The following is a 23,594-nucleotide window of genomic DNA, read 5'->3' on the forward strand; positions in this document are numbered from 1 at the left end:
ATGCAGGCCTCGCTCGCCCTTGAGCCCTGGCTCTCGGCCGAGCTCTACCGCTGGTTCCTGGTCTTCTGCCGCACCGCCAGCGCGCTGATGCTGCTGCCGGGCTTCGGCGAGACCCAGCTGCCCGGCCGCGTCCGGGTGATCGCGGCGCTGGTGGTGGCCTTCTGCCTGGCGCCGCTGGCAGGTCCCCTGCGGCCGGTGCCCGGCGCCCTCGGCATGGTGGGCGAGATCGCGGTCGAGGTAATGGCCGGTGCCTTCCTCGGCGCCCTGTCGCGCACCCTGCTCTCGGCGGTGCATGTCGCCGGGCAGATCATCGGCCAGAGCATCGGCCTCAGCAACGCCTTCGCCTTCGGCATCGGCGCCGACAATGCGGCGATCCTGGGCTCGGTGCTCTATGCCGCGGTGCTGGCCGCCTTCTTCGCCGTCGACGGGCATCACCCCGGGCTGCGCGCCATCCTCGACAGCTACCGGCTGGTGCCGCTGGGCGAGGCGCCGGCGGCGGCCCCCGCCGCCCGCGCGCTGACCGAGGCCATGGCCACCGCCTTCCGCCTGGCCATGCAGCTCAGCATGCCCTTCCTGATCCTCTCGGTGCTGTTCAACGCGGCGCTGGCCGGCATCAACCGCGCGCTGCCGGCCATGCCGGTCTTCATGATCGGCGCGCCGGCCATCCTGATGACCGGGCTCTATCTGCTGGGCGTCGCCGCGCCGACGCTGCTGTCGGAGGTGCTCGGCGCCTATTCGGCCGCCTTCGTGATCAGCCGCTGATCCGATGGCGGAGGAAACCGGCCAGGAAAAATCCCTCGACGCCTCGCCGCGCAAGCTGCAGCAGGCGCGCGAGCGCGGCGACCTGCCGATGTCGCGCGAGGGGTCGAGCTTCGGCCTCTATGCCATGGTGCTGCTACTGCTGGGCCTGGCGGGGGGCACGCTGGGCGGGCGCTTCGCCGCCGTGCTGCTGCCGATGCTGGAGCAGCCCGAGGCCTTCCTCGACTTCAACGAACGCGGCTTCGAGCAGGCCGGCGCCGCCGTGCTGGAGGCGCTGACCATCGTGCTGCTGCCGGTCTTCGGGCTGCTGATGGCTGGAAGCCTGGTGCCGCACCTCCTGCAGAACAACGTGGTGATGGCGCCGGAGCGGCTGGAGCCCAAGCTGTCGCACCTGTCGCTGATCGCCGGCTTCAAGCGGCTGTTCGGGCTGAAGGGCATCTTCGAGTTCGGCAAGAACCTGGTGAAGGCGCTGACCGTGGCCGCCGCCTGCTGGGCGGTGGCCCGCCCGCTCTACGACCAGAGCCCCTATCTCGCCGCCCTCGACCCGGTGGCCTTCCCGCATCTGGTGGTGCGCGCGCTGGCGACCATGCTGGGCGCCATCACCCTGGTGTCGGCACTGGTCGCCATCATCGATATCAGCTTCCAGCGCTTCGAATACCACCGCCGCCAGCGCATGACGCATCAGGAGATGCGGGAGGAGATGCGGGCCACCGATGGCGACCCGCATGTGAAGGCGGCGCTGCGCAAGAAGCGGCGGCAGCTCTCCTCGCGCAAGATGCTGGCCGATGTGCCCAAGGCGACGGTGGTCATCACCAACCCGACGCATTTCGCCGTCGCCCTGCGCTACGAGCGCGGCAAGGACGCCGCGCCGGTCTGCGTCGCCAAGGGGGTCGATCGCATGGCCCGCCGGATCCGCGAAATCGCCGCGCAGTCCGGCGTCGCGGTGATGGAGGACAAGGCCCTGGCCCGCGCCCTGCACGCCGGGGTCGAGATCGGCGACAGCATCCCGGCGATCCATTTCGAGGCGGTGGCCCGACTGATCGGCATCGTCTGGGCGCGGCAGAAGACGGGGCCAGGGCCCCTGCCACGCGATCGGGCAGGCAGCGGCGCGGCATCCCCCCTTTCGCGGTGACACAAAATTGATCTGTTTTCCTTGTCTGCGAAAATCACAAATGCGAAAGAAGGCCACCGCAACCGCTGGGATCAACGACATGGTTACCAAGACGCGCCGTCACCTGATGGGTCTCCTCGCCGCCGCCACGCTGGGCACCAGCCTGGCCGCGACCTTGCCGGCGCCGGCCGCCTGGGCCGCCGAGGCCGCCCCGAAGAAGGAGACCGAGTTCTTCCCGCTCGGCGATTTCACGGTGAACCTGCCCTCGGCCAATCGCCGCATGGCCTATGTCGTGGTCTCGGTGACACTGGAGACCGAGGCGCCGCGGCTGCAGGCCTTCCGCGATCTGTCGCCCCGCCTGAAGCAGGCGGTGCTGCGCCGGCTGATGGCCATGTCCGAGCGGCAGGAGCTGCGTCCCGGCCGGGTCGATCCGGCCCTGCTGCGCGACAGCCTGTTCGACAGCCTCGCGCAGATCCAGGAAGAGGGTCTGAAGGATGTGGTGATCACCCGGCTCATCCATAGCTGAGCCGGGAGCAGGGCGGCGCCGGGTCCCTGCGGTGGCCCGGCGCCCCCGCCGCCTCAGCTGCCGAGGCGGGTGACGTCGGCGGCGCTGACCACGGCGCCGGTATCCAGCACCAGGTTGTAGCCGCCGCTGCTGTCGCGGCGCACCTCGGTCACCTTGCCGGCCACGGTGACCGTCCCGGCGGTGGTGCGCTTGTTGCTGTCATCCTCGCCGACCACGCGCACCGTGTACTGCCCCGCCGCCAGCCGGTTGCCATTGCCATCCTTGCCGTCGAAGGACATGTCCGTCGTCCCGGCCGTCAGGGGGATCCGCCGCAGCACGTCGTTGCGCGCATCCAGCACTTCCAGCCGCAGGCCCTTCAGCGTGCCCGCCGAGACATCCACCGTGATCGGCACGCCGCCGCCGCCCTCCGGCACGGTCAGCGTCGAGGCCTGGGTCTTCACCGATTTGCCGAGCAGCGCCGCATTCTCCGACAGCTTGCCATTGCCGGCCAGCGCATCGGCGATGCCCTGCAGCAGCGCATTCGTCTTGGTCTGCTGCTCGACCTGGGAGAATTGCGCGAGCTGCGCCACGAACTGCGTCGGGTCGGTCGGATCCATCGGATCCTGGTATTTCATCTGCGCCGTCAGCAGCTTCAGGAAGCGGTCGAAATCGGCATTGCTGTTGTTGCTGAGCTGGGCGGTGGGCGCCGAGCTCGCCGTGATCGCCGGCGTGGTGTTGATGGCGGTGGTGCTGGTGGCCATGTCGTGCAGTCCCTGCCTTGGGCGATGAAGGGGCTCAGGCGATGATGTCGATCAAGCTGTCGGAAGGCGGCCTGCGGCCCGGTGTGCCGGCCGCCTCGGCCTCGCCGGCGGTTTCCTCGGCCGTGTCGGCCAGGCGGTAGAGGCGTCCCTCTCCCTCGGCCGGCTGCTGCTGCGGCGACCGGCCATGCTGCAGGTCAAGGCCGGACTGGCCGAGCTGCAGCCCGGCCTGTTCCATCTGCTGCAGCAGCAGGCCGCGGTCCTGGCGCAGCGCCTCGAAGGTCTCCACCCGCTCGGCCGCCATCACCACCTGCTGCACCTGCCCCTCGCGGAAAGTCAGGCGCAGCTCGACGCGGCCGAGCTCGGGCGGGCGCAGTTCGATCGAGACGGTCTCCTGGCCATCCTCGGCGGCGCGCGCCAGGTGCAGGGCGATCTGCGGCGCGGCCTCGGCGGCAAGGCGCGGATGCGCGGCCAGCGCCGCCTGCGGCACCAGCACCGGCTGGGCCGCCAGGGTGCCGGCGGCCGGGGCGGCCAGGACGGGCGGGGGCAGGGCCGAGGGGGCCGGGCCCGGCTCGGCGGCGCGCGGCGGCAGGGTGTCGGCGGGGCCGGACGGGGCCGGTGGCTCCGGCGACGGGCCGGGCTCGGCGGTGGCAAGGGTGCTCGGCGCCGGCGCCTGGGGTGCGCTGACGGGCGCCACGGCCTCGGGCAGCAGCGTCCCCTGGGGCGCCGGGGCGATGACCGCGGCCCCCGAAGCCGGTGCGGGCGGGGTGGCCTGCGGGCGCGGCGCCGCCTCGGCCGGGAGGGGTGGCGGCACGGCGAAGGTCATGGCCGGTTCCGGCGTGCCGGCAGGGCCCTCGGGCTGCCCTGGCTGGAGCAGCGCCGCATCGGCCGGCAGGGCGGGCGGTGCCGGCGCAGCCGCTCCGGCGGCCAGGCCGAGGGCCGGGTCAGGGGCCGGGGTGATCCTCGGCGAGGCAGAGGGATCGGCCCTTGCCGCCTCCCCTCCAGGCGAGGGCAGACCGGCTTCCGCCAGGGCGTCAGGCGGCAGCGCCGCGGGCAGGACGGCCGGCGGCGCGACCAGGCCAGGCGGCTGGCCGGGCTCCGGGCCCGTGACGGCCGGCAAGGCAGCCTCGAGGGGCGGCAGGCTGGGAACGGGCGGGGCGTTGAGCGGCGGCTGGCTGGCCAGCATCGCCAGCAGCCCGGGCTGCGCGGTGTCGGCCTCTGGCGGCGGTTCAATGGCCGGCAAGGACAGGGCCTCGGCCACCAGGGGCGGGGCCGGGGGCAGCAGTCCGGGCTCCGGCGCGGCCTGCAGCGCGGCGACGCTGGCCTGGAGCTGGCCGGCCAGGCGGCCGGCTTCCTCCGCGGCAGCGGCGAGCGCCTCCCAGGGCAGGCCGGCGGCCAGATGGGCAGCCAGCGCCTCGTCCATGGACGCTGCCTCCCGGGCCGGCGCCTTGCCGCTGCCCGGCTGGGCCGCGGCCGCCGGCAGCGCTGTCGCCCCGGCCAGCAGCTGCAGGAAATCGGCACCGGCCGCCGATGCTGTGGCCAGCAGGCTGGCGCCTGCGGTGACGGCCCCCTTGCCGCCGCGCGGTCCCAGCCCGAGCCCGGCTGACAAGGAAGAATCGCCCACTGAACTGGCCATGGAATCTTTCCGTCGCCGATTTTTGCAGAATGGCGCCGGTGCTCCGCGCCCCGGCGTAGCCCGATCGGCCAGGCCGATCAGCCGAAGAGGTCGTCCACGGCACTCTGGCCGAGACCGCCCTGCGCCGCGGTGCTTGGCCCGTTCAGCAGATGCGCATCCGGCTTCTTCTCTTCCGTGGACGGAGGGGCGGGCTGGGTTTCTTCCGGGCTGATGCCCATCAGCGCCACCAGGGCGGCGACGCGCGCCTCGACCGCGCGCATGGCCGAGAGCACCTTGCGCACCCGCTGCCCGGTGATGTCCTGGAAGGCGCATGCGAGCACGATGGCGGTCGCCGCCTCGTCCACCTCGGTCAGATCGGCGCCGGTATCGGTCGAGGTTCCGGCATGCAGCCGGCCGGCCGCTGCCTGGGCGCGTTCGGCCTGCCGCAAGATCTCGAAGGCAGCGCCCTCCGTCTCGCCGACCACCGCATCCAGTGTGTCGCCCAGGCCCACCGGCGGCGGCGACAGGCCGATCACCTCGGCCCGCGTCTCCTCCAGCAGCTTGGACATGTGGCGCATCTCCTCCATCACCTGCGCCAGGCGATCGGCTTCCTCGCCAGAGTCAGCGCCGGAATCCGCCAGGGAGGGGGCGTGCGGCAACCCCATCAGCCGGTCGACCTCGCCGGCGATGGCCGCGGCCTGGCCGGCGATCCGCGCCAGGCCGGAACGCAGCGATGTCGGCGTGCTCACGGGCCCGCCTCAGCCGACGACGGACGCGATTTTCGCCTTCAGCGTCTCGGCCGTGAAGGGCTTGACGATGTACTGCGACGCGCCGGCCTGCTTGGCAGCGACCACGTTCTCGGTCTTGCTTTCGGCCGTGACCATGATGAACGGCATCCGCGCCAGGTTGGCGTCGCCGCGCACTTCCTTCAGCAGCTCGAGCCCGGTCATCGGCTCCATGTTCCAGTCGGAGATCACCAGGTCGTAGCGGGCGACCTTGATCTTCTCGAGCGCCTCCGCCCCGTTGCCGGCTTCCTCGACATCCTTGTAGCCGATCTGGTCCAGCAGGTTTCGCACGATGCGCCGCATGGTGGGATAGTCGTCGACAACCAGGATTTTCACGCGCCGGTCCCCCTTCTGCGTTCACGGCCCGCATCATTCCCCCTTTCCGGGATTTTTCGCAAGAACTATCGGCAGGCGGCGGCGCCTGCCGCGCGCGGCCCTGCCTCAGCCCCCCGCAGGGCCGGCCGTGGCATGGCCGAACCAGGCGGCATTGCCGACATCGCCGTCGCGGCCGGGATCGAAGCGGTGGCAGAGGCCCCAGGCCGGGGCCGCCAGCAGCACCGGCGCGCCGATGCCGCCCGCCAGCCGCGCGGCCAGCCGCAGCAGGGCCAGGGGATGCGGCGGCAGGGGCAGCAGCACGGCGAGATCGGCGCCGCTGACGCGCAGCTGGCGGTCGGCGGCGAGCTGCGCCACGGGCTGGGGGGCGGCGCGCGCCTCCTCGGGCACGAGCAGGGCGGGGCTGCCGGCCGGGACCAGCTCGCGCAGCTGCCGCAGGAAGGCCTGCCGCAGCGCTGGCCGCCAGGCGGTGCCCCAATCGCGCGCGGCGATGCCGAGCAGCGCCAGCGGCTCCCCGGCGCCGTGCAGCAGGGCGGCGGCGCGCGGCCAGCCCTCCATCGCCGCCATGGCCACCGGCCGGTCATGCGGCGTCGCGAAGCAGGCCGGCAGCAGGCCGATGCCATCGGCGAGCTCGCTGGCCAGGCTGTCCTCGCCATCGGTCCAGTGGTCGACCAGCTCGAAGCGCAGCAGGTCGCTGACCTCGTTGCCGAGCAGCTCGTCCAGATGGGCGAAGAGGCCGGTGGACAGCAGCTGGTAGCGATGGTCGCCGGCCGGCGCGTCCCAGATCTCGGCGGCGACGGGTGCGCCGGCGGGCAGCAGCGCCTCGCCGGCCACGCTGGCACCGAGCGCCAGGCGGCCGGGCGCCGGCAGCATCGGCCAGGCGACCACTCCGCCCTGGCCGCCACCCTGGCCCCAGCGCAGCAGCGCCGGCCCTGGCCAGCGTGCCGCCGGTGGCAGCAGCGGCGCCAGGATCCGCCCCTCCCGCAGCAGGGTCGCCGATTGCAGGCTGCCGGCGGGCGGCAGGCCGGCCAGCCGGCGCAGCCCGGCCGGCCCATGCACCACGCTGACCAGATCCGGCGTGCCGGCCAGCAGCGCCAGCAGCCGCGCCGCCTCGGCGCCGGCCAGCGCCTGGACGCCGGCAGGGTTGCAGACCAGCACCTCCTCCGCCTCGCGCAGCGCCAGCGCGCCGCCGGGCAGCACCAGCAGCCCGGCGGTGCGGCTCGACAAGGGCGCCCGGCAACAGAGCCGCCGCACCGCCGCGCGCTGCGCGGCGGGATCGCCGAGGCGGCGGAGCCGGGCGTCGAACTGCCGCAGCAGGGCCATGCCCTCGGCCGTGCCCAGGTCGAAGCGGGTGAGGCCTCCCAGCGGAGTGTCCTGGAGCAGACCTTCGGGGATCGCGGAACCGGCCAGGCTGGACATCGCAGCACCATGCGCGTCTTGGTTGATGATCCAGCTAGACTTTTCTGCCTGGAAGCGTCAACCGCCCGATGCGGCACCGCCACATGGACCATTATGCGAAAAATATCGACGGAATGGCCGGGCTGTGGCACCAGTGTCGGGTTGGATCGGTTCAGGAGAAGCCGGATGCAGATCAACCGCCGTGGCCCGGGCGAGGCGAGCCTGGCCCTGGATGGCCGCGAGCTGGCCGACATTGTCGCCGCCGAGGCGAATGAAGCAGAGTTCGAGCGGCTGCTGTCGCAGCTGGAGGCGCTGCTGGCGCTGCGCCAGCGCAGCACGCGGGTCGCGCTCGCCTATCAGGGCGGGCTGCTGGGTGCGGTGCAGGCCGAGCTGCCGGTGCAGCTGATCGTCATCGAGGAGGATCCGCATGACGAGCCGCCGCTGCGCCTGATCCGGCGCAGCGTGCCGGCCGATGCGGCGGCGCTGGAGGCGGCGGTCAGCCTGGCCGAGCGCCGGCTGGCCCTGCAGGCGGCGCGGCAGGGGGGGACGCCGGCATGACCACGCCGTCCGACCTGCGCCAGGCGCGGCTGGAGCTCGACGCGCCGCTGCGTCACCCGCTGCCGCGGCAGGAGGCCGAGGCGCTGGCCACCCTGCTGCGCGGCCGGGCCCCCGCCGGCCATCCGCATCCCCTCTTCCGCCTGCCCGAGGCGGCGCTGCTGCTGACCGGAGAGAGCCTCGACCATGCGACCGGCGGTTCCCGGCTGCTGCGCGAAAACGGGCTGCCGCGGCTGAGCGTCTCCAGCAGCCTGCCGCCGCGGCCGCGGCTGCTGATCGGCGCGCTGGACTGGCTGAGCGGCCTGGTCCAGGCCGAGACCGGCGCGCTGCTCGGCTTCGTCGTGCCGCCCGGCAGCCACCGGCACGACATGCGGCTGCTGGCCTGGAACGGGCATCGGCTGGTGCCGCTCGGGCCGCTGCCGGACCGGCTGGCCGCGCCGGGCGGCGGCTGCAGCATGGAGGCCTTCCAGCGCGCCGCCGGCCTGCCCGCCCCCGATGCGGCGCCGCAGGAGCTGCACTCGGCGATGCGCGGCGTGGTGCTGGCCCAGCTCGGCCGGCGCGCCCTGCCGGTATCGCAGACGGCGCTCGATGGCGGCTTCGACGGCCAGGGGCTGTTCCGCGTCTGGCTGGCGGCGGCGGCGGCCAGGCTGCATGGCTTCCGCACCCGCTGCGGGATTGCGGTGCTGGACGCGGCCTGACGCCATCGGTCGTGCGAAAAACGATTTTCGTTGCGAAGATTTCCCGAACCGGTTAGGTCTCGGCTTGTCCGCAACAAGCGGGCCAAGGCGTCCTCGCAGCGATGCGAAACATGCGGGCGGCGCCGCCGGCAGAAGGCAGGCGACATGAGGCACGATCCCAGCGCGACCACCCTCCCCTCCGCCGCCGCGCCGGGCCTCCGGCTGCGCGGCCGCACGCATCCCCTGCTGACACTGGAGCTGGAAGACCTGACGCCGGAGTCGCTGCGGGCGGCCCTGGCGGCCCGGCTGGGCGCCACGGCCAGCTTCTTCCGGCATGCGCCGGTGCTGCTGGATCTCGGCGCCCTGCCGGCTGCCGCGGCACCCCGCCTGGCCGCGCTGATCGGCGTGGTGCGCGATCTCGGCCTGGTGCCCGCCGCCTTCCGCGCCCGCCGCCCGGAGATCGAGCGGGCCGCGCTGGAGGCCGGCCTCGGCCGCATGCTCGAGGCGGAGCCGCGGCAGGAGCTCACCACCCCCTGCGAGCGCCGCCCCCCCGTGGTGATCACCGAGCCGGTGCGCTCCGGCCAGCGGATCTATGCCGCCGAGGCCGACCTGATCGTGCTGCACTCGGTCTCGCCGGGGGCGCAGCTGCTCGCCGACGGCTGCATCCATGTCTATGGCGCGCTGCGCGGCTCGGCCAGCGCCGGCGTGGCCGACGATCCGCAGGCGCGCATCTTTGCGAAAACCATGGATGCGGAGCTGCTCTCCATCGCCGGGCTCTGGCTGGGCGCGGAAGAAATCCCGCCCCAGTGGTCCGGCCGCCCGGCGCAGCTCGCCATCCGCGAGGGCTGGCTGCGCTTCGCTGCCCTGCCCTGAATCCATCCACCACCGCTTTCGCGTCACGACGAGGGAGAACCCGATGTCCGCGACCGTCATCACCATCACCTCCGGCAAGGGTGGGGTCGGCAAGACCACCACCACCGCCGCCTTCGGCGCGGCGCTGGCGCTGCGCGGCAAGCGCGTCTGCGTCGTCGACTTCGATGTCGGCCTGCGCAACCTCGACCTGGTGCTCGGCATCGAGAAGCGCGTGGTTTACGACTTCCTGCATGTCGCCAATGGCCAGGCCAAGCTGCAGCAGGCGCTGATCAAGGACAAGCGCATCGACAAGCTGCATGTGCTGGCGACGTCGCAGACGCATGAGAAGGACGCGCTGACCCTGGAGGGCGTCAACCGCGTCATGGCCGAGCTGAAGGAGGAGTTCGACTATATCCTCTGCGACAGCCCGGCCGGCATCGAGCATGGCGCCATCATGGCGCTCTACCATGCCGACCATGCCATCGTGGTCTGCAACCCCGAGGTCAGCTCGATCCGTGACGCCGACCGCATCCTCGGCTTCATCGCCGCCCGCTCGAAGCGCGCCGAGACGGGGATGGAGCCGGTGCAGGAGCATCTGCTGGTCACCCGCTTCGATCCCGAGCGGGTGAAGACCGGCGAGATGCTGCCGCTGAACGATATCCGGGAGATCCTCTCGGCCGAGCTGCTCGGCGTGGTGCCGGAGAGTAAGGCGGTGCTGCGCGCCTCGAATGCCGGCATGCCCGCCAGCCTCGACGAGGGGACGGATGCCGGCCGCGCCTATCGCGACGCGGTGTCGCGCTTCCTCGGCGAGGTGCGCGATCCGATCCGCCTGTCCTCCCCGGCGCCGGCCGCGCGCGCGGCGGCCCTGGTGCCGGAAGAGCCGCGCGGCTTCCTGCGCCGGCTCTTCGGCTTCGCCTGACCCGCGCCCGGGAGAGTGTCACCATGTCGCTGATTGCCCTGATCCAGCGCCGGCGCAACACCGCCGGCATCGCCGCCGCCCGGCTGCGGCGTCAGGTCAGCGCCGACCGGCTTGCCGTGCTCGGCGACGACATCACGCAGCGCATCCAGGACGCCTGCCTGCGCGAGATCCGCAAGCTGGCGCGCGGCGGCCATGTGCGGGTGCGCATCGGCAGCTCGCCCGTGCTGGAGGTGCGGGAGATCGATATCGACCTGACGCCCGGAAGGTGAGGGAAGCGCGATGCTGATCTCGGCTTCGCAATGCCGCATGGCGCGTGCGGCCCTCGGCCTCAGCCTGCGCGAGCTGGCCGCTGCCGCCGGCGTCTCGGTCAACACGCTGAGCCGGATCGAGGGCGACGGCAATGTGACCAGCAGGACGCTCGCCAAGGTGCAGCAGATCCTGGCGCGCGAGGGCATCCTGTTCCAGCGCGACGGCTCGGTCTCGGTGAGCGAGCGACGACCCGCCGGCTGACGCCTCAGGCCGCCAGGGAGTCCGCGTCGTCCTCCTCGAGCAGCGGCATCGCCTCCAGCGGCTCGAGGCTGGTGATGTTGGTCGTCGGATAGAAGGCCACCAGCCAGGATTTCAGCGGGGTCTGCCCGGCGGGCTTCGGGAAGCCCTTGTCGAGCGCGCGGCGCAGCCGCGGGTCGATCAGCGCGATGCCGTAATCGGGCAGGCTGCGCTTGTGGCTGGCATAGGCGTTGAGCTCGGCCTTGAAGCGGCGCAGGTCCTGCGTCGTGCCGACCCGGTTGCGCAGCTTGGCCAGCCCCATGCGGAAGCCGCCCGGCGGGCCGCTGCGGGCGATCTCGTACAGGCGCTTCGCCACGGGCGGCAGCTCGAAATACTTCGGGCTGTAGGTCAGGAAGTGCTTGTCCTGGACCATGGCGCGAAACAGCCAGGAACAGAGCGTCAGCTCCACCGCGCGCATCTGCTTCTGCCCGTCGCGGCCGCGCCGGTAGAGGATCTTGTATTCGTCGAGCCAGCCGAAGCCGCGATCCTCGCCCTCGCCGCCGGTCTCGATATTGGTGCGCACGAAGGTCGACTTCAGCCGCGCCAGCGATTCTTCCAGCCGCTCATAGGCCGAGCCGCCCGGCGTGCTGCCGGTGGTGATGAAGAAGTCATGCGCGGTGAAGGTGATGCGCGGCGTCGGGTTCTCGCCGCGGTTGATCTTGTCGGCGATCAGCGAGGCGGAATAGACCAGCAACTCCTTGTCCCAGATCGAGGCGACGCCGTGCTTGGTGCCGACCACCTCGATCCAGGTCTTGCCGTCATCGTAGCGGGGCAGCTCCGTCTCCTTCTCGCGCCGCAGCGAGAAGAAGTTGTAGACCATGGTGTTGCGATCGCCCTTGACCTTGCCGACCAGGGGGCTGTCCGTCGCACCGAAATCGAAGGCCTGCTGATCGTCCATGCGTCCGTCGCCTGCTGCCGCTCGTTTGTGGCGGAGCGCTCCGGCCAATGCCAGCTTTGCCACGCCCATGTCGGCGTCACGACGAGCTTTTTCCGGAAGTCCCCTCGTCGTGACGCCGACACCGGACGGCGCCCCTGCTGCGACAGGCAGGCGGGGGGAGCGGGAAGCTTATCCACAGGGGCCACTCGTCGTGACGCCGACACCGCCTGGTGGCCTCGTCGTGACGCCGACAAATCCACGTCGCCACGCCGACACAGACTCGGCGCCACGCCGTCACATCCTCGTCGTGACGCCGACCGATCCTCGGCGCCACGCCGACAAGTTTTGCCGTAAGCCTTTGGCGATGAAGAGGAAGTTGGCACCGATAACTCTATAACCTTGTGACTCTATGACTCTTTCAACACTCAAAAAGTAGTGCCGGGAGAAGGTCGAGAACGGTGAGCAAGAGGCAAGGCCGCCGGCAGAAACCAAGGCCGGCAGGGATGTCGGCGTAAGGACGAGTCACGGTGCCAAGCTGACGCTACTTATCAACCAAAGGTAGAATTTCTGTGCTTTGACGGGCGATTTTCAGGACCGGGCCAGGCGTGAGGCAGGATTACTCGTCGTGACGCCGACATGCCGACGGCATTTCCGATTTGTCTTGGTCACGCTCCTGGAAGAAGCCACGCCAGGCAGGATTTCAGCGCAGATCCGGCATTTATTTGCGAAAAATATACAGAAGCCAGGTGATAATGGGTGGACGGCGAAGCGGCCAGCTCAGCGCTGGTCCAGGCAGGGAGAAGCCCGATGCCCGATGGACGTGTTCTTGGCCCGATCCTGCTGTTAGGTGGCAGCGGGTTGCTGCTGGGCGCCGACCAGCTGCAACCCTGGCTCGGCAGCGCATGGCTGGCGGGCCTCGCCTTCGGGCTGATCGCCCTGGGCCTTCTGGCCGCCATGCGCGCTTGGCAGCGCGATTTCACCGAAGCCGCCTTCCAGACCCATGCCGCAATGCGGCATATGGCAGCCGGGCATGGCGCGGCAGGGCCCATGCGGCGGGTGAAGATCCGCATCCGCTGCGCCCGCTGAACCGGCTTGACGGCCCCGCCGGTGCCCTAGGCGGCCAGAGAACTGGCCAGTTGGATGGAAGGACGAGAGATGAGTGATCCCCTGAACGGCCACGAGATCTGGGTGGTCTGGGGCGGGATCTTCCGTGACACCAGCTTCCAGGAGCTGGAGCAGGGCACGGAAGAACTGCTCGGTCCGTTCCACAGCCAGGCCGCCGCGGAAAAGGCCTGGCTCGAGCGCATGCGCCGCATGGTCGACATTGCCTCGCACCGGCTTTTCGTGCTGCGCGCCCTACCGACCCCGAAGACGGCCGCGTGACCATGGGCGGCCCTGCCCTGGCAACGGAGAGTGGCCCTCGGCCCCTGCCTTCGCCGGGGCGGCGCCGCCCCCTGCGCCTTCGCCCGTGCCGCTCGCTCGGCAGGCCGGGCGTTAGTTTGCCTGCGGCCCTGTCAGCCGCGGCCCGACGGCTGACGCAGCGCCTCGGGGACATGCTGCACGGCGCAGCCCTCTCCCGGCGGCAGAGGGCGCTGGAAGCCGTGCTCGACGGGATGGCCCTGCGGGTGGCCCGCACCGAGATCGCGCTGCTGCGGCAGCAGCGTGAGGCCTGCCACCAGGCGGCCAGGGCCGAGGCGGCGGAAGCCGCCCTGGTCCGGCTGCAGGACATGCTCGACCAGCTGCGGCAGGACAGCCGCCGGGTGCAGCAGCAGGTCTGACACCCCCTGGCGGTGGCTGATGACCACCGCCCCGCCGATCACTCCCGGAAAACCTTGGCGATCCGCTCGGCCCGTTCGGCCGGGCTCATCCGCGCGAAGCTGCCAGGCGGCGCCTGGCTGGCCGCCATCTCGCTTGGCTGGGCCACGGGCATCAGGCGCGACAGGCCGTAACAGCTCCCGCCGATGGCCGAGAGAAGCAGCAGGAGCAATGCAGCTTGGCGGACAAGCATGACCAGGATCTCGAGCGTTCCGCGGTCATGTTAACAGTTCATCAATAAATTGCGACAGGTTCCATGATTTTGAGGCACCCAAAAATGCACACATTCCCAAGAGTCGAGATAACATATTTGTGATTTCAGCGGCCGGTTTGCCGGATCGCTCCCCAAAGCCTTTGGGCCAGCCCTCTTCGCCAGGAGCCGAGTTGATGGACATGACGCAGGTGCCGCGCTTCATCGCCCCGCATTTCATCGAGGTCGAGGGCAGCGCCGACATCCCGGGCATCGTTCGCCGCGCCTGCGCCTTCACCACGGCGGCCCCGGGTGCGGTCCGCGACGCCCGCGGTGCCAGCCACCACCACCGCTGCGAACTGCTCTCCGAAACCGGCCATGGTCAGGGCCAGTGGCAGGATGGCGGGCCCGTGGTCTGGCGCACCGAGACGCGCTCGACCACCGACGCCCTTGCCCCGCCCGTCACCGCCGAAGGCAGCGCCAAGGACCTGATGCAGGCGATCGCCGCGGCGCTCGGCGCTGCGCATGCCCAGGCGCCGCAGGGCGGCGAGCCGGTCTATTGCGTCGCCCCGGGCGTGGTGGAAATGCTGCGCGAGCCGGGCATGCCGCGGGTCTGGGTGGGCAGCCACCTCTCCGCCAATGGTGCGCTGCCCGCCGGGCAGCCCTGGTCGCACCTGATGACGGCCTTCATCCGGGAATGGCCCTCGCAGCAGGGCGGCCCGGCCGCCTTCCGCTGCGAGCTCGAGATGCTGCCCTATGCCGCGGTGATGCCGGGCCATGGTCCGGCCGACGGGCAGGAGCGGGAATGGCAGATCTGGCACGCCGCCAGCCTCGAGGAAGCGATCCGCGGCTGCCACCAGCGGATCTTCGCGCCGCGCGACGAGATCTTCGACGCGGAGCGTTGAACGGATAACGTCAACCAATATCGGTTGACGTTGACGGCCGTCTTTGCCAGGTTCTGACGTCAGAAGTTCGACGGGAATGGTGATGGACGGCGAAGCGTTGCGGACGCTGCGACAGCAATTGCGGCTGAGCCAGTCGGAGCTGAAGCAGGCGCTCAACGAGGCCCTGGGCCGCAGCTACGACAAGCCGCGCATCTCCCGCTGGGAGAACGGGCGCGAGCCGATCCCGGAGGAGGTGGCCCGCGCCGTCCAGGCCCTGGCCACGATCCGGCCCCGCCATGCCCGCATCCTCGTGCTCGCCAACCAGAAGGGCGGTGTCGGCAAAACGACGTCGGCGCTGAACCTGGCCTGCGGGCTGGCCAAGCAGGGGCAACGGGTCCTGCTGATCGATCTCGACCCGCAGGCCACCGCCTCGGTTGCGCTGCTCGCCGCCGGCCATGTCGAGGCCTGGCGTCAGGGCCGCACCATGGCGCATGTCATCCTGCGCGAGCAGCCGATCGAAGGCGCCATCCTGCGCCGGGACGATGCGCTGCTCGGCGGCCGGGCGCCCTTCGACCTGGTGCCCAGCCATATCGACCTCTCCGAGACCGATGGCCGGCGCGAGCCGGGCTTCGACGTGGCGCTGCGGGAAAGCCTGGAGGCGGTGCGCGGCGAATACGACACCATCCTGATCGATGCGCCGCCCAATCTCGGCATGCTGACGGTCATGGGGCTGGCGGCCGCGGATGCGGTGATCATCCCGGTGCGCACCGAACCCTATGACAGCATGGGCGTCGGCCTGATCCTGTCCACCATCGGCAAGGTGCAGCGGCGGCTGAATCCGGCGCTGCGTTTGGCGGGCATCCTGCCGACCCAGTTCGGCGCGCGGAAATCGGTCGATCGCGAGGTGCTGGAGCAGCTGATCGGCATCATGGCCGGGCGCGCCCCCGTGCTGGAGCCGGTGCCGGCCAGTGCCGTCTTCGGCCATGCCGCCCGCAACGGACGGATCGCCCTGGAGGCCTCGCCCGGTGCGGCGGCCGTCGCCGTCTATCTGCGCCTCGCCGCGGCGCTGGGCCAGGGAACCCCGCTGCCCGAGGCCCAGCTTGCACCGCTGGATGCTGCGCCATGAGCCGCACGCGCAAGCCTGCCTCGCCGGTACTGGGCGCCGCCATGTCGGTGATCGAGGCGGCCGCCGAAGGGCTGGTGCCGCAGGACAGCCGGTTCCGGCACTCCTTCGAGGCCCCGCTGGCGCGGATCCGCCCCGACCCGGCGCAGCCCCGCCGGCAGTTCGACGAGGCGGAGATCGCCTCCCTGGCCGCCACCATGGCAGCCGAGGGACAGCTCCAGCCGGTCCTGCTCAAGCGTGACCCGGCCCAGCGGGGCAACTGGATCCTGGTCGCCGGCGAGCGCCGCTGGCGCGCCGCGCGGCAGAATGGCTGGACCAGCCTGCTGGCCATCGAGCACGAAGGCGATGCCGCGCTGGCGGCGCTGCTGGAGAACCTGCAGCGCGTCGACCTGACCCCGGCCGAGGAGGCACGCGGTGTCCAGCGCCTGATCACCGAGCGCAAGCTGAGCCAGGCAGAGGTGGCCACGATGCTGGGCCGGAGCGCGGGCGAGATCAGCGCGACGCTGCGCCTGCTCACCCTGCCGCCCGATTTCCTCGACCGCGCCACCCCCCTGCCCCGCAACCTGCTGGTCGAGCTCGCGCGCCTCGAGCCGGGCGCGCGGCGGGACCGGCTGATGGCCCAGGCCGAGGCGGGCAGCCTGACGGTCCGTGCCCTGCGCGCCGCCCGGGCCGAGCCGGAGGCGGAGCCCCCTGCCCCGGCGCCCGACCCCTCGCCCGCCGCCGCGCCCCGGCCCCTGTCGCCTGCCCTGCTGGCGCAGCTCAGCGCCGGGCTTGAGCAGCGTCGCGGCGACGGCACGCCGCTGACCCCGGCCGAACGCCGGCGCCTGCGGGAGATCCGGCAGCAGATCGACGCGCTGCTCGACTTCTGACGTCAGAAGTTCCGGCGGTCAGAAGTCGCGCGGCGTCAGGGCCCGGGCCGCGCGCTGCAGCCGCTCCGCCTGGCATTGCAGGGCGGCCTGCAGCTCGGGGGCGCGCTGGCTGAGCGCGATCGGCCAGGCTTCCCGCGTCAGCGCTTCGGCCTGGCGCAGCAGCTGCGCGGCATGGGTTTCCACCTGGCCGAGCTCCTGCAGGGCGGCCCGGGCGGCGGGGGTCAGGGCAACATGGCCCAGCTCGCCCAGGATGCGGCTGCCGGTCGCGCCGGGATCGACCGGCGGCGCGGCCTGGCTGGACGCGACCTCGGCGGCGATGGCGAGCGCCTCCACCATCTGCTGCTGCGTCTGATCCAGCCGCTGGCCGAGCTGTTCGGCCGCCGTAATCTGCTGTTCCAGCGCGGCGCAGAGCGGGGCCACCTCGGCGCGCGGATCACGCTCGCCGCTGATCCGGATCATTGCCTGCAGCCGCACGGCATGGGTCTCGAGCTGCGCGATGAGGCCCGCGAAGCGGTCGGTCGTCTCGGTCAGGTAGCGGGCGGCATCACCGAGGCTCGCCTCGTTGCGGGCCAGTCCGGTCAGGCTCTGCGCCAGCCCGGCCAGAGCGCCCTCCAGCGGGTGCGGCGTCGTCGCCACGCCGACGGCCGGCGGCGTGGCGCCGGCCTGCGCCGCGACCTCCTCCAGCCAGTCGATGGCCACGCCGGCCCGTTGCAGGCGATCGGTCTCGGCGCCAATCCGCGCCGCCGAGGCGGCCAGGGCCGGCAGGGCGGCGCCGGCGGTGGTCAGCTGCCGGGCGCAATCCTCGATGCGCGACAGGGCCTGGTCGGGGATGGCGCTTTCCAGGCGGGCGAGCACCGCTTCAAGGCGCGGCGGCAGGCCGGCCTGCGCCGCCTCGGTCCGTTCAAGCAGGCTGGCGAGCCGCGCCACGGCAGGGTCCAGCGCCGGCGCCTGCGCCAGGCTTTCCTTCAGCTGCTTCTCGACGGTGCGGGCCAGGCTGGACAGCTGGGCCCCGGTGGTCACCGCGCGGCTCAGCGCCTGACTGGCCTGCAGCGTCTGGCGCCGCTCCTCCTGCAAGGCGGCGCGGATGGCCTGGGGCAGGTCCTGGACGGCCAGCGCGGAGCCGGCTTCCTCGACAACCCGGCGCATGGCCCAGGCCCCGCCGGCCAGGGCCAGGGCCGCGGCGGCCAGGCTGATGCCGATCATCGCCCGGCCGCCGACAGCCTCCCCGGGCAGCAGCCCGGCGAAGGGCGTGGCGGCCAGGAGCGCGAGGCCCAGGAACCAGGGCCAGCCCAGCAGCGACAGGAAGCCGAGGGGCGGCGGCGGCAGGGCGGCTTCCGGGGGGGCGAAAGCCTCCAGGCCGCGCGGGGCGGTGCCAGCTTCGATCATCTCGCTCTCCGGTGGGGGCGGGAAGGGGGGGCGCTCAGGCGGCATGGTGGTCCTGCGGGCTGCCACAGGGGATGAGACGGCGGCGGGCGCGGGGCAGGAGCCTCTCCAGCTCGGTCCCGGGAAAGAGGGCCGCCAGGCCGCGGGCCGAGGCAGGGAGCGGCGGCCCGGCCGGGCCGCCGCGGCGTTGCGCGGCCAGCGCCACCCGTTCCGGCAGGCCCAGCAGGGCCCAGGCGGCCCGCAGGGCGGATTCCTCGGCCTCCGCGACTTCCCAGGCGTGGAAATGCACCGGCGGCATCGGACCCTGCAGATCCGCCACGGCGCCGGCGGTGATCTCCGGGCCAAGGCCGCGCAATGCCGCCTCGATGGCCGCCTCGCCATCACGCGGGATCAGCAGCAGGTAGCGCAGGGTCCGCGCATCGCCGGGCTCGCGTTGCAGCCGGCGGACGGCAGGGGCGAGGGCGGCCTCCAGCACGGCGCCGCGATAGGCGAGTTCATCGGTCAGCACGGCCTCGTCGGCCTCGGCAGGCGGGGCCGGGGCCAGCGGATCGGCGGCGCCGTCCAGGAGGTGGGCGCTCATGGCGCGGCGGAGCGCCAGGAGATGCTCGCCCGGCCATTGCAGGACCAGCCGCCATTGATGCGTTCCCGCATCCTCGGCCAGGGCGATGTGCAGCCGGGGCGCGGCGGTGGCCAGCAGCGCCGGCAGTTCCGCGGCCGGGCAGAGCGCCGCGGCCGGCGAGGCCGGCAGGAAGGGGCCGGCGAGACAGGCCGCCTCCAGACGGCATTGCACCTGCTGGAGGGCGCGCAGCCGTGTGGCTTCGGCCTGGCCTTCGCGGCGCGGGCCCGGCGGCTCGGATTGCGCGAAGGCGATGCAGTCACCTTCGGGAAAGCGCCGGATGGCGGGGCCTGGCATGCGGGCCATGGCCTCGCTGACCGCCTCCGCCGTCGCCTGGGGGCTGATGCCGAGCAGCCGCAGCAGCCCGGCCATCACGCCTCCGCCTCCGGATTCGGCTGATAGGGCGCCAGATGCGCCTGCAGCAGGCCATGCGCGCAGTGCCAGCGCAGGCTGGCCGGGTCCGCCTCGGGGGGGAGGGGAAGGCGGACGGCATAGGCGCAACTGCCGGTGGCCGCCACCATCAGCGCCCCATGCGACACCCAGAGGGCGACGCTTTCCGGCGGGACGCCCGGCAGTTCGAGGCGCAGGTGCCAGCCGCCGGGGCCGGCCTCCATCTGGCGACGCGGGCGCCGCGGCGAGCTGTCGGGCGTCGGCCCGTTCCGCGACGCCAGCATCTGGCGGATCGCCTGGCGGATGGCTTCCACCGTCGCGGCGCCCGGCTCCTGCGCCGGAGGTTCGACCTGGCGTTGCGGCTGGTCAGACCGCAGCGGGCGCGCTGTCATCCCGGAAGCGGCGGGGGAGGGCAGGGGGGTCCAGCCCGGCCGACCGGCCTGCGGCAGCGGAGGCGGCGAGGGGACCGGGGGAAGAAGGGGCTCGGCCATGCGATGCGCAGCCTTCTGCTGGCGGTTCATGGAAACAGAAAGGGCAATCTATGCGAAAAATCATCGAAGACACAAAGATTTTCCAGACTGGCAGCAGAGGGCATTTTGCGAGCGAAAGATGAAGGCCGGATAAAGGGGTTAAGAAGCATGGCGTTGTGGAGAGCCGCCGCGCCGGCACGCTGTGCATCCGGTTTCTGAGCGCCGTGAAGGCGCGGCTGGAGTGACGCGCGGCTGCCCGGCCAGTCCCCTACCCCTCAGGACCGGCCGTCAGAGGATCATGACGGCCACTGCCCTCTGATCAGCGCGATTGCATCGGCTATTAATTGTAGCTACGATAAATACCGATGAGGATCACCTTCAACCGCGACAAGCGAGATCTGACCCTGCGCGAGCGGGGCCTGGATTTCGCCGATGCCAAGGAGGTTTTCGCCGGCCGGCACGCCACCCTGCCGGATGACCGGAAAGACTATGGCGAGCCGCGCTTCATCAGCGCCGGCATGCTGGGCGAGCGCCTGGTCGTCATCGTCTGGACACCCCGCGGCGTGGCCCGCCGCATCATTTCCATGAGGCATGCCCATGACAAAGAAGTCCGTGGCTGGCGCATCCACCTGGATGGACCCCGATGATGCGCCGGAGCTGACCGCCGAGTGGATGGCGCGCGCGGAGATCCGCGAGGGCGACAAGGTGGTGCGGCGCGGTCGGCCGAAGCTGGCGGTCACCAAGCAGCTGGTCAGCCTGCGCATCGATCAGGACGTGCTGCAGGCCTTCCGGGAAACCGGACCAGGCTGGCAGAGCAAGGTCAATGCGGCTTTGCGGAAGGCCGCGCCGAAGCGCAAGGCTGGTTGACCCGGGCCCGCGGCGGCAGGGCAGGGGGCTGCGGTCGCGGCAACCGCACGGCGGTCCGTACCGGGCCCGATGAACGGGAAACCGCCTGCCCTGACCCACTGCCCAGGGTCGGAGAAGGGTGGAAAACTGCCCGTCTGGCTGGGGAGACGAGACGGGCAAAAGCTGATGCTATGCCCCTGTCTTGCTGACCATTTGCCAGTGATGGTGGAGGGCCGAGATGTCACCGCTGGTAAGGATCGGCATGGCCTGCTTCAACTCGTCGTCGTTCCAGTCCCACCAGCGGAGTTCGAGGAGCCGCGCAATATCGGCCTTGTCGAACCGCATGCGAATCGTCTTGGCGGGATTGCCGCCGACAATCGCGTAGGGCTCGACGTCCCGTGTCACCAAGGCCCTTGTGCCGATCACCGCACCGTCCCCGATGGTGACGCCCGGCATGATAATGGCCTCCGTCCCTATCCAGACGTCGTTGCCCACCACCGTGTCGCCGGCCGGCCGATAGCCGTTCTGCGCCTCGGCGAAGGCTGCCACCTCCGACATCCAGTAGAAGGGGAAGGTGCTGATCCAGTCGTTCCGGTGGCCCTGGTTGCCGGCCATGATGAAGGCCGCGCCCGAACCGATCGAGCAGAAAGAGCCGATAATGAGTTTGTCGACGCCCTCGTCCGGCAGGAGGAAGCGGGCGCACTCATCGAAGCCATGACCGTGGTAATAGCCGGAATAATAGCTGTAGCGCCCAACCCGGATGTTCGGGTTGGTGACGAGGCGGTCCAGCGTGATGCCCTTGAAGGGGCTCTCGAAGACATTCTGCATGATGAAGACCGATGGTTCGCAAGCCGCGCATGCGGCGACAGTTCACCCGAATACCCACGGGTGAAGGCCAGCGAGCGATCTGCTCGATCGCCGCCCCAGCTTCCCGCGTCAGAGACGAGGAAGCGCGATGTCGGTGGTTCGGTCTGCGGCCTTCATCTCTCCATAGTGGCCCAATCGGATGTTGATGCCAATCCGCTATGGTTGCGCTTGCTACCAGCCTCGGCTGCCCGGTCCCCCTTTGAAGGGCCCCGCCACGTGCGAGGTGATCCAGCCGCCGTAAAAGCCGCCGGGCTGCGGTATCACCCGTTCGCCGTCGACCTCGCAGAGGTCCAACGGCGCCGCATAGAAGGCCAGATAGCCGGCAAGGGTGCGAAAGGCCGCGGTCGGCCGCAAGTAGCTCCAGGCGATATCCGGCAGCACGGTGTCGCCCAGCACCAGGTCGAAATATACTGCCTCGCCCTTCCACTCGCACAGCGACCGGCGCTGGGAGGGACGGAGCCGTGTCATCGCCACGTCCTCGGGCGGCAGGTAGTAGCTGGGCGGGTGGCTGGTTTCCAGCGTGCGGATGCTGCGCCGGCTGTCGGCGATGTTGACGCCCGCATGCTGGATGCGGATGTGTCGTGGGCAGTCTTCGGCCACCGCGGGGCGTGGAAAGGACCAGACGCTTTCCTGGCCGGGAAGGGTCGGGTCGGGCACCACGGTCATCGCGATACGCCGGGGGAAGGAAGATGCCGCCGGACCCAGCGTTGCAGGGCAGGGCGGCCCCGCAGGAAGCCCCGATAGGCCCGCTCCAGCAGCCACAGCACCCCAGGATTGCGGGCCGCCAGGCCGAGCGGCCGCAGCATAGGAATAGCCCGCCACATCGCCGCGAAGGCCGCGGCCCCTGACAGCATCTGGCCGTCCTCCCGGGCATGGAAGCGCGCCAGCAGGTCAGCCCGGTCGATCGGGCAGGTGGCCTCCGGCGAAGCAACGTCGATGAAGGCGATCGCGGCGCGGCGGTCGAGCCGCCGCATCAGCGCGATCTCGCGTTGGCAGAGGGGGCAGGCCCCGTCGTACCAGACCTGGAGCTGTGACATGTCCTGGCAGATGGGATGATTAAGGCCGTTGTCACCCCACAGCGCCTGCCGACCTGGTGCTGACAGGCGGGCTATGGCATCGCTGAACAAGGAAACGAGCCGTAGACGCCCGACTTGCTCAATCATGGCGCTTGGCAGTGTGCTTGATTCTAAAACCGATAATCAAAGGTTATCGTGCGCAGAAGTAGGTCGACCGACCAACGCGACACTCAGCGCTTGGCATTCTACGGCAAGGAGCGGCCAGAATGGTGACGCCTATCGGGACATGGACTGTACCGAAAATGGACGGAATGAACTGCTTCAGCTTCCTCGGGTGCCTCGGGTAGACGCCGACCGAGATCCTGATACTGCCATTGAACGCAGCTAATGTGGCGTTACTCCAAACGCTCGCTCCGTGTGAGATAGACAGACCTGATGACCGAAAACAAAGTCACTCTCGCCGTTGCGGATCGCGGCGACATCACTGACTTCAAGAAGGAGCTTCAAGCGTCCTTTGCGGTGGCTGTCGTCGAGGAAATGGGATCGATGCCGGACGAGCCGATTCCATCCGACGAGGTCCTGGACAACGCGATCGATGCGCCAAGCTCTGTCGTGCTGCGCATCCTTTGCGATGGTCAAATCGTCGGCGGCGCCGTGCTCACCATCGATACCGAGACCCATCATAATTCGCTTGACCTCTTCTTTCTGAGGGTAGGTCAGCAAGGTCGAGGGATTGGGCTCAAAGCCTGGTTCGCCATAGAACAACGATATCCTGATACGATCAGTTGGCAGACGCACACCCCATACTTTGAGAAACGAAACATCCATTTCTACGTCAACAAATGCGGGTTCAAGATCATCGAGTTCTTCAACAAGCATCATTCCGATCCAAACAATCCTGACCAGGATGACTTTGGTAGCGGCGACGGAGATGCGTTTCAGTTCGAGAAGATCATGCGGGGCGTTTGATCAATGGACAATCCGATCACTCATTCGATGATGACGGGAATTATCGTGCCGGGCTGCCCGGCGCAGCGCCGCTCATGGCGCTGTCGGCTATGGCTTCTCACCGGCGTAAAACAGCAGCGCTTCCTTCGCCGCCTTCGCGGCGAAGGAGATCCATGATGAACAAGCTGCACGCGGTCATTGCTAAAGACGACATGATTATTCGGCTCGACACCGCGCAGATCCTCCAAGATGCCGGGTTCATCGCACATCAAGCACGCGACGCAGATACGGCTTTGTTGCTCATCTCCCAGCGGCGCGGCGAAGTCCACGTTCTGTTCACCGACGTGCAGATGGCTGTCGGTTGCATGAATGGCTTCTAGAGCATAATCCGATCATTCTGGTTCATATCCTGCGGCGGTGAAGTAGCTGGCACACTCCTGCGGTGAGAACTGCGGGAGGGCGTCACGGATGGCATCCCAGAGCGCAT

The 23,594-nt window shown here is 70.5% G+C and carries 32 protein-coding genes; 19 read left to right on the top strand and 13 right to left on the bottom strand.

Features of this window, described 5'->3' with window-relative positions:
* The 3 genes from WFI16_RS23080 (at position 1) to WFI16_RS23090 (ending at position 2,396) form a co-directional block, all read left to right on the top strand.
* The gene (locus tag WFI16_RS23080) at positions 1 to 762 is read left to right on the top strand and encodes a flagellar biosynthetic protein FliR (RefSeq protein ID WP_419900209.1); all 762 of its coding nucleotides are present in this window, start codon (positions 1 to 3) and stop codon (positions 760 to 762) included.
* A 4-nt stretch (positions 763 to 766) separates the two neighbouring features.
* Entirely contained in the window at positions 767 to 1,891 is a 1,125-nt protein-coding gene (locus tag WFI16_RS23085; protein WP_419900210.1) for an EscU/YscU/HrcU family type III secretion system export apparatus switch protein, read from the top strand.
* A 79-nt stretch (positions 1,892 to 1,970) separates the two neighbouring features.
* Entirely contained in the window at positions 1,971 to 2,396 is a 426-nt protein-coding gene (locus tag WFI16_RS23090) for a flagellar basal body-associated FliL family protein (protein ID WP_419900211.1), read from the top strand.
* 53 nt (positions 2,397 to 2,449) lie between these two features.
* Here WFI16_RS23090 and WFI16_RS23095 read toward each other — a convergent pair whose 3' ends face one another.
* From WFI16_RS23095 to WFI16_RS23115, 5 genes are all read right to left on the bottom strand, one after another.
* Positions 2,450 to 3,136: a flagellar hook assembly protein FlgD gene (locus WFI16_RS23095; protein ID WP_419900212.1), complete on the bottom strand. Its 687-nt coding sequence runs from the start codon at positions 3,134 to 3,136 to the stop codon at positions 2,450 to 2,452.
* A gap of 34 nt (positions 3,137 to 3,170) precedes the next feature.
* Positions 3,171 to 4,769: a flagellar hook-length control protein FliK gene (locus tag WFI16_RS23100; RefSeq protein ID WP_419900213.1), complete on the bottom strand. Its 1,599-nt coding sequence runs from the start codon at positions 4,767 to 4,769 to the stop codon at positions 3,171 to 3,173.
* Between the two features lie 77 nt (positions 4,770 to 4,846).
* Positions 4,847 to 5,497 (bottom strand): protein phosphatase CheZ, encoded by a 651-nt coding sequence (locus tag WFI16_RS23105; protein WP_419900214.1) that lies wholly within the window; start codon positions 5,495 to 5,497, stop codon positions 4,847 to 4,849.
* A 9-nt stretch (positions 5,498 to 5,506) separates the two neighbouring features.
* The gene (locus WFI16_RS23110; protein ID WP_419900215.1) at positions 5,507 to 5,869 is read right to left on the bottom strand and encodes a response regulator; all 363 of its coding nucleotides are present in this window, start codon (positions 5,867 to 5,869) and stop codon (positions 5,507 to 5,509) included.
* 105 nt (positions 5,870 to 5,974) lie between these two features.
* On the bottom strand, positions 5,975 to 7,285 hold the full coding sequence (locus WFI16_RS23115; protein WP_419900216.1) for a hypothetical protein: 1,311 nt from the start codon (positions 7,283 to 7,285) through the stop codon (positions 5,975 to 5,977).
* Positions 7,286 to 7,450: 165 nt separating this feature from the next.
* Between WFI16_RS23115 and WFI16_RS23120 the strand changes: the two genes are divergently transcribed.
* The 6 genes from WFI16_RS23120 to WFI16_RS23145 all read left to right on the top strand — a co-directional run bounded on the left by WFI16_RS23120 (position 7,451) and on the right by WFI16_RS23145 (position 10,777).
* The gene (locus tag WFI16_RS23120) at positions 7,451 to 7,822 is read left to right on the top strand and encodes a hypothetical protein (RefSeq protein WP_419900217.1); all 372 of its coding nucleotides are present in this window, start codon (positions 7,451 to 7,453) and stop codon (positions 7,820 to 7,822) included.
* Positions 7,819 to 8,517, top strand: a complete 699-nt coding sequence (locus WFI16_RS23125) for a hypothetical protein (RefSeq protein WP_419900218.1) — start codon at positions 7,819 to 7,821, stop codon at positions 8,515 to 8,517. Before WFI16_RS23120 ends, WFI16_RS23125 begins: the two co-directional genes overlap by 4 nt.
* Before the next feature lie 144 nt (positions 8,518 to 8,661).
* Positions 8,662 to 9,369 (top strand): septum site-determining protein MinC, encoded by a 708-nt coding sequence (gene minC, locus WFI16_RS23130; RefSeq protein ID WP_419900219.1) that lies wholly within the window; start codon positions 8,662 to 8,664, stop codon positions 9,367 to 9,369.
* Positions 9,370 to 9,412: 43 nt separating this feature from the next.
* Positions 9,413 to 10,267, top strand: coding sequence for a septum site-determining protein MinD (gene minD / locus WFI16_RS23135; RefSeq protein ID WP_419900220.1), 855 nt, complete (start codon positions 9,413 to 9,415; stop codon positions 10,265 to 10,267).
* Positions 10,268 to 10,290: 23 nt separating this feature from the next.
* On the top strand, positions 10,291 to 10,536 hold the full coding sequence (locus WFI16_RS23140) for a hypothetical protein (protein ID WP_419900221.1): 246 nt from the start codon (positions 10,291 to 10,293) through the stop codon (positions 10,534 to 10,536).
* 10 nt (positions 10,537 to 10,546) lie between these two features.
* Complete coding sequence (locus WFI16_RS23145; RefSeq protein WP_419900222.1) at positions 10,547 to 10,777, top strand: helix-turn-helix domain-containing protein; 231 nt, start codon at positions 10,547 to 10,549, stop codon at positions 10,775 to 10,777.
* 4 nt (positions 10,778 to 10,781) lie between these two features.
* Here WFI16_RS23145 and WFI16_RS23150 read toward each other — a convergent pair whose 3' ends face one another.
* Complete coding sequence (locus WFI16_RS23150) at positions 10,782 to 11,711, bottom strand: replication initiator protein A (RefSeq protein WP_419900223.1); 930 nt, start codon at positions 11,709 to 11,711, stop codon at positions 10,782 to 10,784.
* A 735-nt stretch (positions 11,712 to 12,446) separates the two neighbouring features.
* On the opposite strand from WFI16_RS23150, the gene WFI16_RS23155 reads away from it, so the two are divergent.
* From WFI16_RS23155 to WFI16_RS23165, 3 genes are all read left to right on the top strand, one after another.
* Positions 12,447 to 12,776 (top strand): hypothetical protein, encoded by a 330-nt coding sequence (locus tag WFI16_RS23155; RefSeq protein ID WP_419900224.1) that lies wholly within the window; start codon positions 12,447 to 12,449, stop codon positions 12,774 to 12,776.
* Between the two features lie 69 nt (positions 12,777 to 12,845).
* Entirely contained in the window at positions 12,846 to 13,073 is a 228-nt protein-coding gene (locus tag WFI16_RS23160; protein WP_419900225.1) for a DUF4170 domain-containing protein, read from the top strand.
* A 170-nt stretch (positions 13,074 to 13,243) separates the two neighbouring features.
* On the top strand, positions 13,244 to 13,468 hold the full coding sequence (locus WFI16_RS23165) for a hypothetical protein (protein WP_419900226.1): 225 nt from the start codon (positions 13,244 to 13,246) through the stop codon (positions 13,466 to 13,468).
* Between the two features lie 38 nt (positions 13,469 to 13,506).
* On the opposite strand, the gene WFI16_RS23170 is transcribed toward WFI16_RS23165, so the two are convergent.
* On the bottom strand, positions 13,507 to 13,698 hold the full coding sequence (locus tag WFI16_RS23170; protein ID WP_419900227.1) for a hypothetical protein: 192 nt from the start codon (positions 13,696 to 13,698) through the stop codon (positions 13,507 to 13,509).
* 194 nt (positions 13,699 to 13,892) lie between these two features.
* Between WFI16_RS23170 and WFI16_RS23175 the strand changes: the two genes are divergently transcribed.
* The 3 genes from WFI16_RS23175 (at position 13,893) to WFI16_RS23185 (ending at position 16,571) form a co-directional block, all read left to right on the top strand.
* The gene (locus WFI16_RS23175; RefSeq protein WP_419900228.1) at positions 13,893 to 14,600 is read left to right on the top strand and encodes a hypothetical protein; all 708 of its coding nucleotides are present in this window, start codon (positions 13,893 to 13,895) and stop codon (positions 14,598 to 14,600) included.
* A gap of 82 nt (positions 14,601 to 14,682) precedes the next feature.
* Entirely contained in the window at positions 14,683 to 15,705 is a 1,023-nt protein-coding gene (locus WFI16_RS23180) for an AAA family ATPase (RefSeq protein WP_419900229.1), read from the top strand.
* Positions 15,702 to 16,571 (top strand): ParB/RepB/Spo0J family partition protein, encoded by an 870-nt coding sequence (locus WFI16_RS23185; RefSeq protein ID WP_419900230.1) that lies wholly within the window; start codon positions 15,702 to 15,704, stop codon positions 16,569 to 16,571. Before WFI16_RS23180 ends, WFI16_RS23185 begins: the two co-directional genes overlap by 4 nt.
* An 18-nt stretch (positions 16,572 to 16,589) precedes the next feature.
* On the opposite strand, the gene WFI16_RS23190 is transcribed toward WFI16_RS23185, so the two are convergent.
* From WFI16_RS23190 to WFI16_RS23200, 3 genes are read right to left on the bottom strand one after another with little or no spacing between them, the layout of a single operon-like run.
* Positions 16,590 to 17,957, bottom strand: coding sequence for a hypothetical protein (locus WFI16_RS23190; protein ID WP_419900231.1), 1,368 nt, complete (start codon positions 17,955 to 17,957; stop codon positions 16,590 to 16,592).
* Positions 17,958 to 17,991: 34 nt separating this feature from the next.
* Positions 17,992 to 18,942 carry a GvpL/GvpF family gas vesicle protein gene (locus tag WFI16_RS23195; protein WP_419900232.1) on the bottom strand — a complete coding sequence of 317 codons (951 nt, stop codon included), beginning with the start codon at positions 18,940 to 18,942 and terminating at the stop codon, positions 17,992 to 17,994.
* Entirely contained in the window at positions 18,942 to 19,274 is a 333-nt protein-coding gene (locus tag WFI16_RS23200; RefSeq protein ID WP_419900233.1) for an Hsp20/alpha crystallin family protein, read from the bottom strand. The genes WFI16_RS23195 and WFI16_RS23200 overlap by 1 nt, the downstream gene beginning before the upstream one ends.
* Before the next feature lie 521 nt (positions 19,275 to 19,795).
* On the opposite strand from WFI16_RS23200, the gene WFI16_RS23205 reads away from it, so the two are divergent.
* Both WFI16_RS23205 and WFI16_RS23210 read left to right on the top strand, forming a co-directional pair.
* On the top strand, positions 19,796 to 20,077 hold the full coding sequence (locus WFI16_RS23205) for a BrnT family toxin (RefSeq protein WP_419900234.1): 282 nt from the start codon (positions 19,796 to 19,798) through the stop codon (positions 20,075 to 20,077).
* On the top strand, positions 20,064 to 20,297 hold the full coding sequence (locus tag WFI16_RS23210) for a BrnA antitoxin family protein (protein WP_207553548.1): 234 nt from the start codon (positions 20,064 to 20,066) through the stop codon (positions 20,295 to 20,297). Before WFI16_RS23205 ends, WFI16_RS23210 begins: the two co-directional genes overlap by 14 nt.
* A gap of 168 nt (positions 20,298 to 20,465) precedes the next feature.
* Here WFI16_RS23210 and catB read toward each other — a convergent pair whose 3' ends face one another.
* From catB to WFI16_RS23225, 3 genes are all read right to left on the bottom strand, one after another.
* A complete protein-coding gene (gene catB, locus WFI16_RS23215) occupies positions 20,466 to 21,104 on the bottom strand; it encodes a type B chloramphenicol O-acetyltransferase (RefSeq protein WP_419900235.1) in 639 nt (212 codons plus the stop codon).
* Between the two features lie 210 nt (positions 21,105 to 21,314).
* Positions 21,315 to 21,809 carry a DUF427 domain-containing protein gene (locus WFI16_RS23220; protein WP_419900236.1) on the bottom strand — a complete coding sequence of 165 codons (495 nt, stop codon included), beginning with the start codon at positions 21,807 to 21,809 and terminating at the stop codon, positions 21,315 to 21,317.
* A complete protein-coding gene (locus tag WFI16_RS23225; protein WP_419900237.1) occupies positions 21,806 to 22,306 on the bottom strand; it encodes a thiol-disulfide oxidoreductase DCC family protein in 501 nt (166 codons plus the stop codon). Before WFI16_RS23225 ends, WFI16_RS23220 begins: the two co-directional genes overlap by 4 nt.
* A 288-nt stretch (positions 22,307 to 22,594) precedes the next feature.
* Here WFI16_RS23225 and WFI16_RS23230 point away from each other — a divergent pair, with 288 nt between their 5' ends.
* Entirely contained in the window at positions 22,595 to 23,128 is a 534-nt protein-coding gene (locus WFI16_RS23230; RefSeq protein WP_419900238.1) for a GNAT family N-acetyltransferase, read from the top strand.
* Positions 23,129 to 23,283: 155 nt separating this feature from the next.
* Positions 23,284 to 23,487: a hypothetical protein gene (locus WFI16_RS23235; RefSeq protein ID WP_419900239.1), complete on the top strand. Its 204-nt coding sequence runs from the start codon at positions 23,284 to 23,286 to the stop codon at positions 23,485 to 23,487.
* The last annotated feature ends 107 nt before the right edge of the window (positions 23,488 to 23,594 follow it).

Origin of the sequence: Roseomonas sp. USHLN139, from assembly GCF_037145735.1 — a bacterium.
Classification (GTDB): domain Bacteria; phylum Pseudomonadota; class Alphaproteobacteria; order Acetobacterales; family Acetobacteraceae; genus Pseudoroseomonas.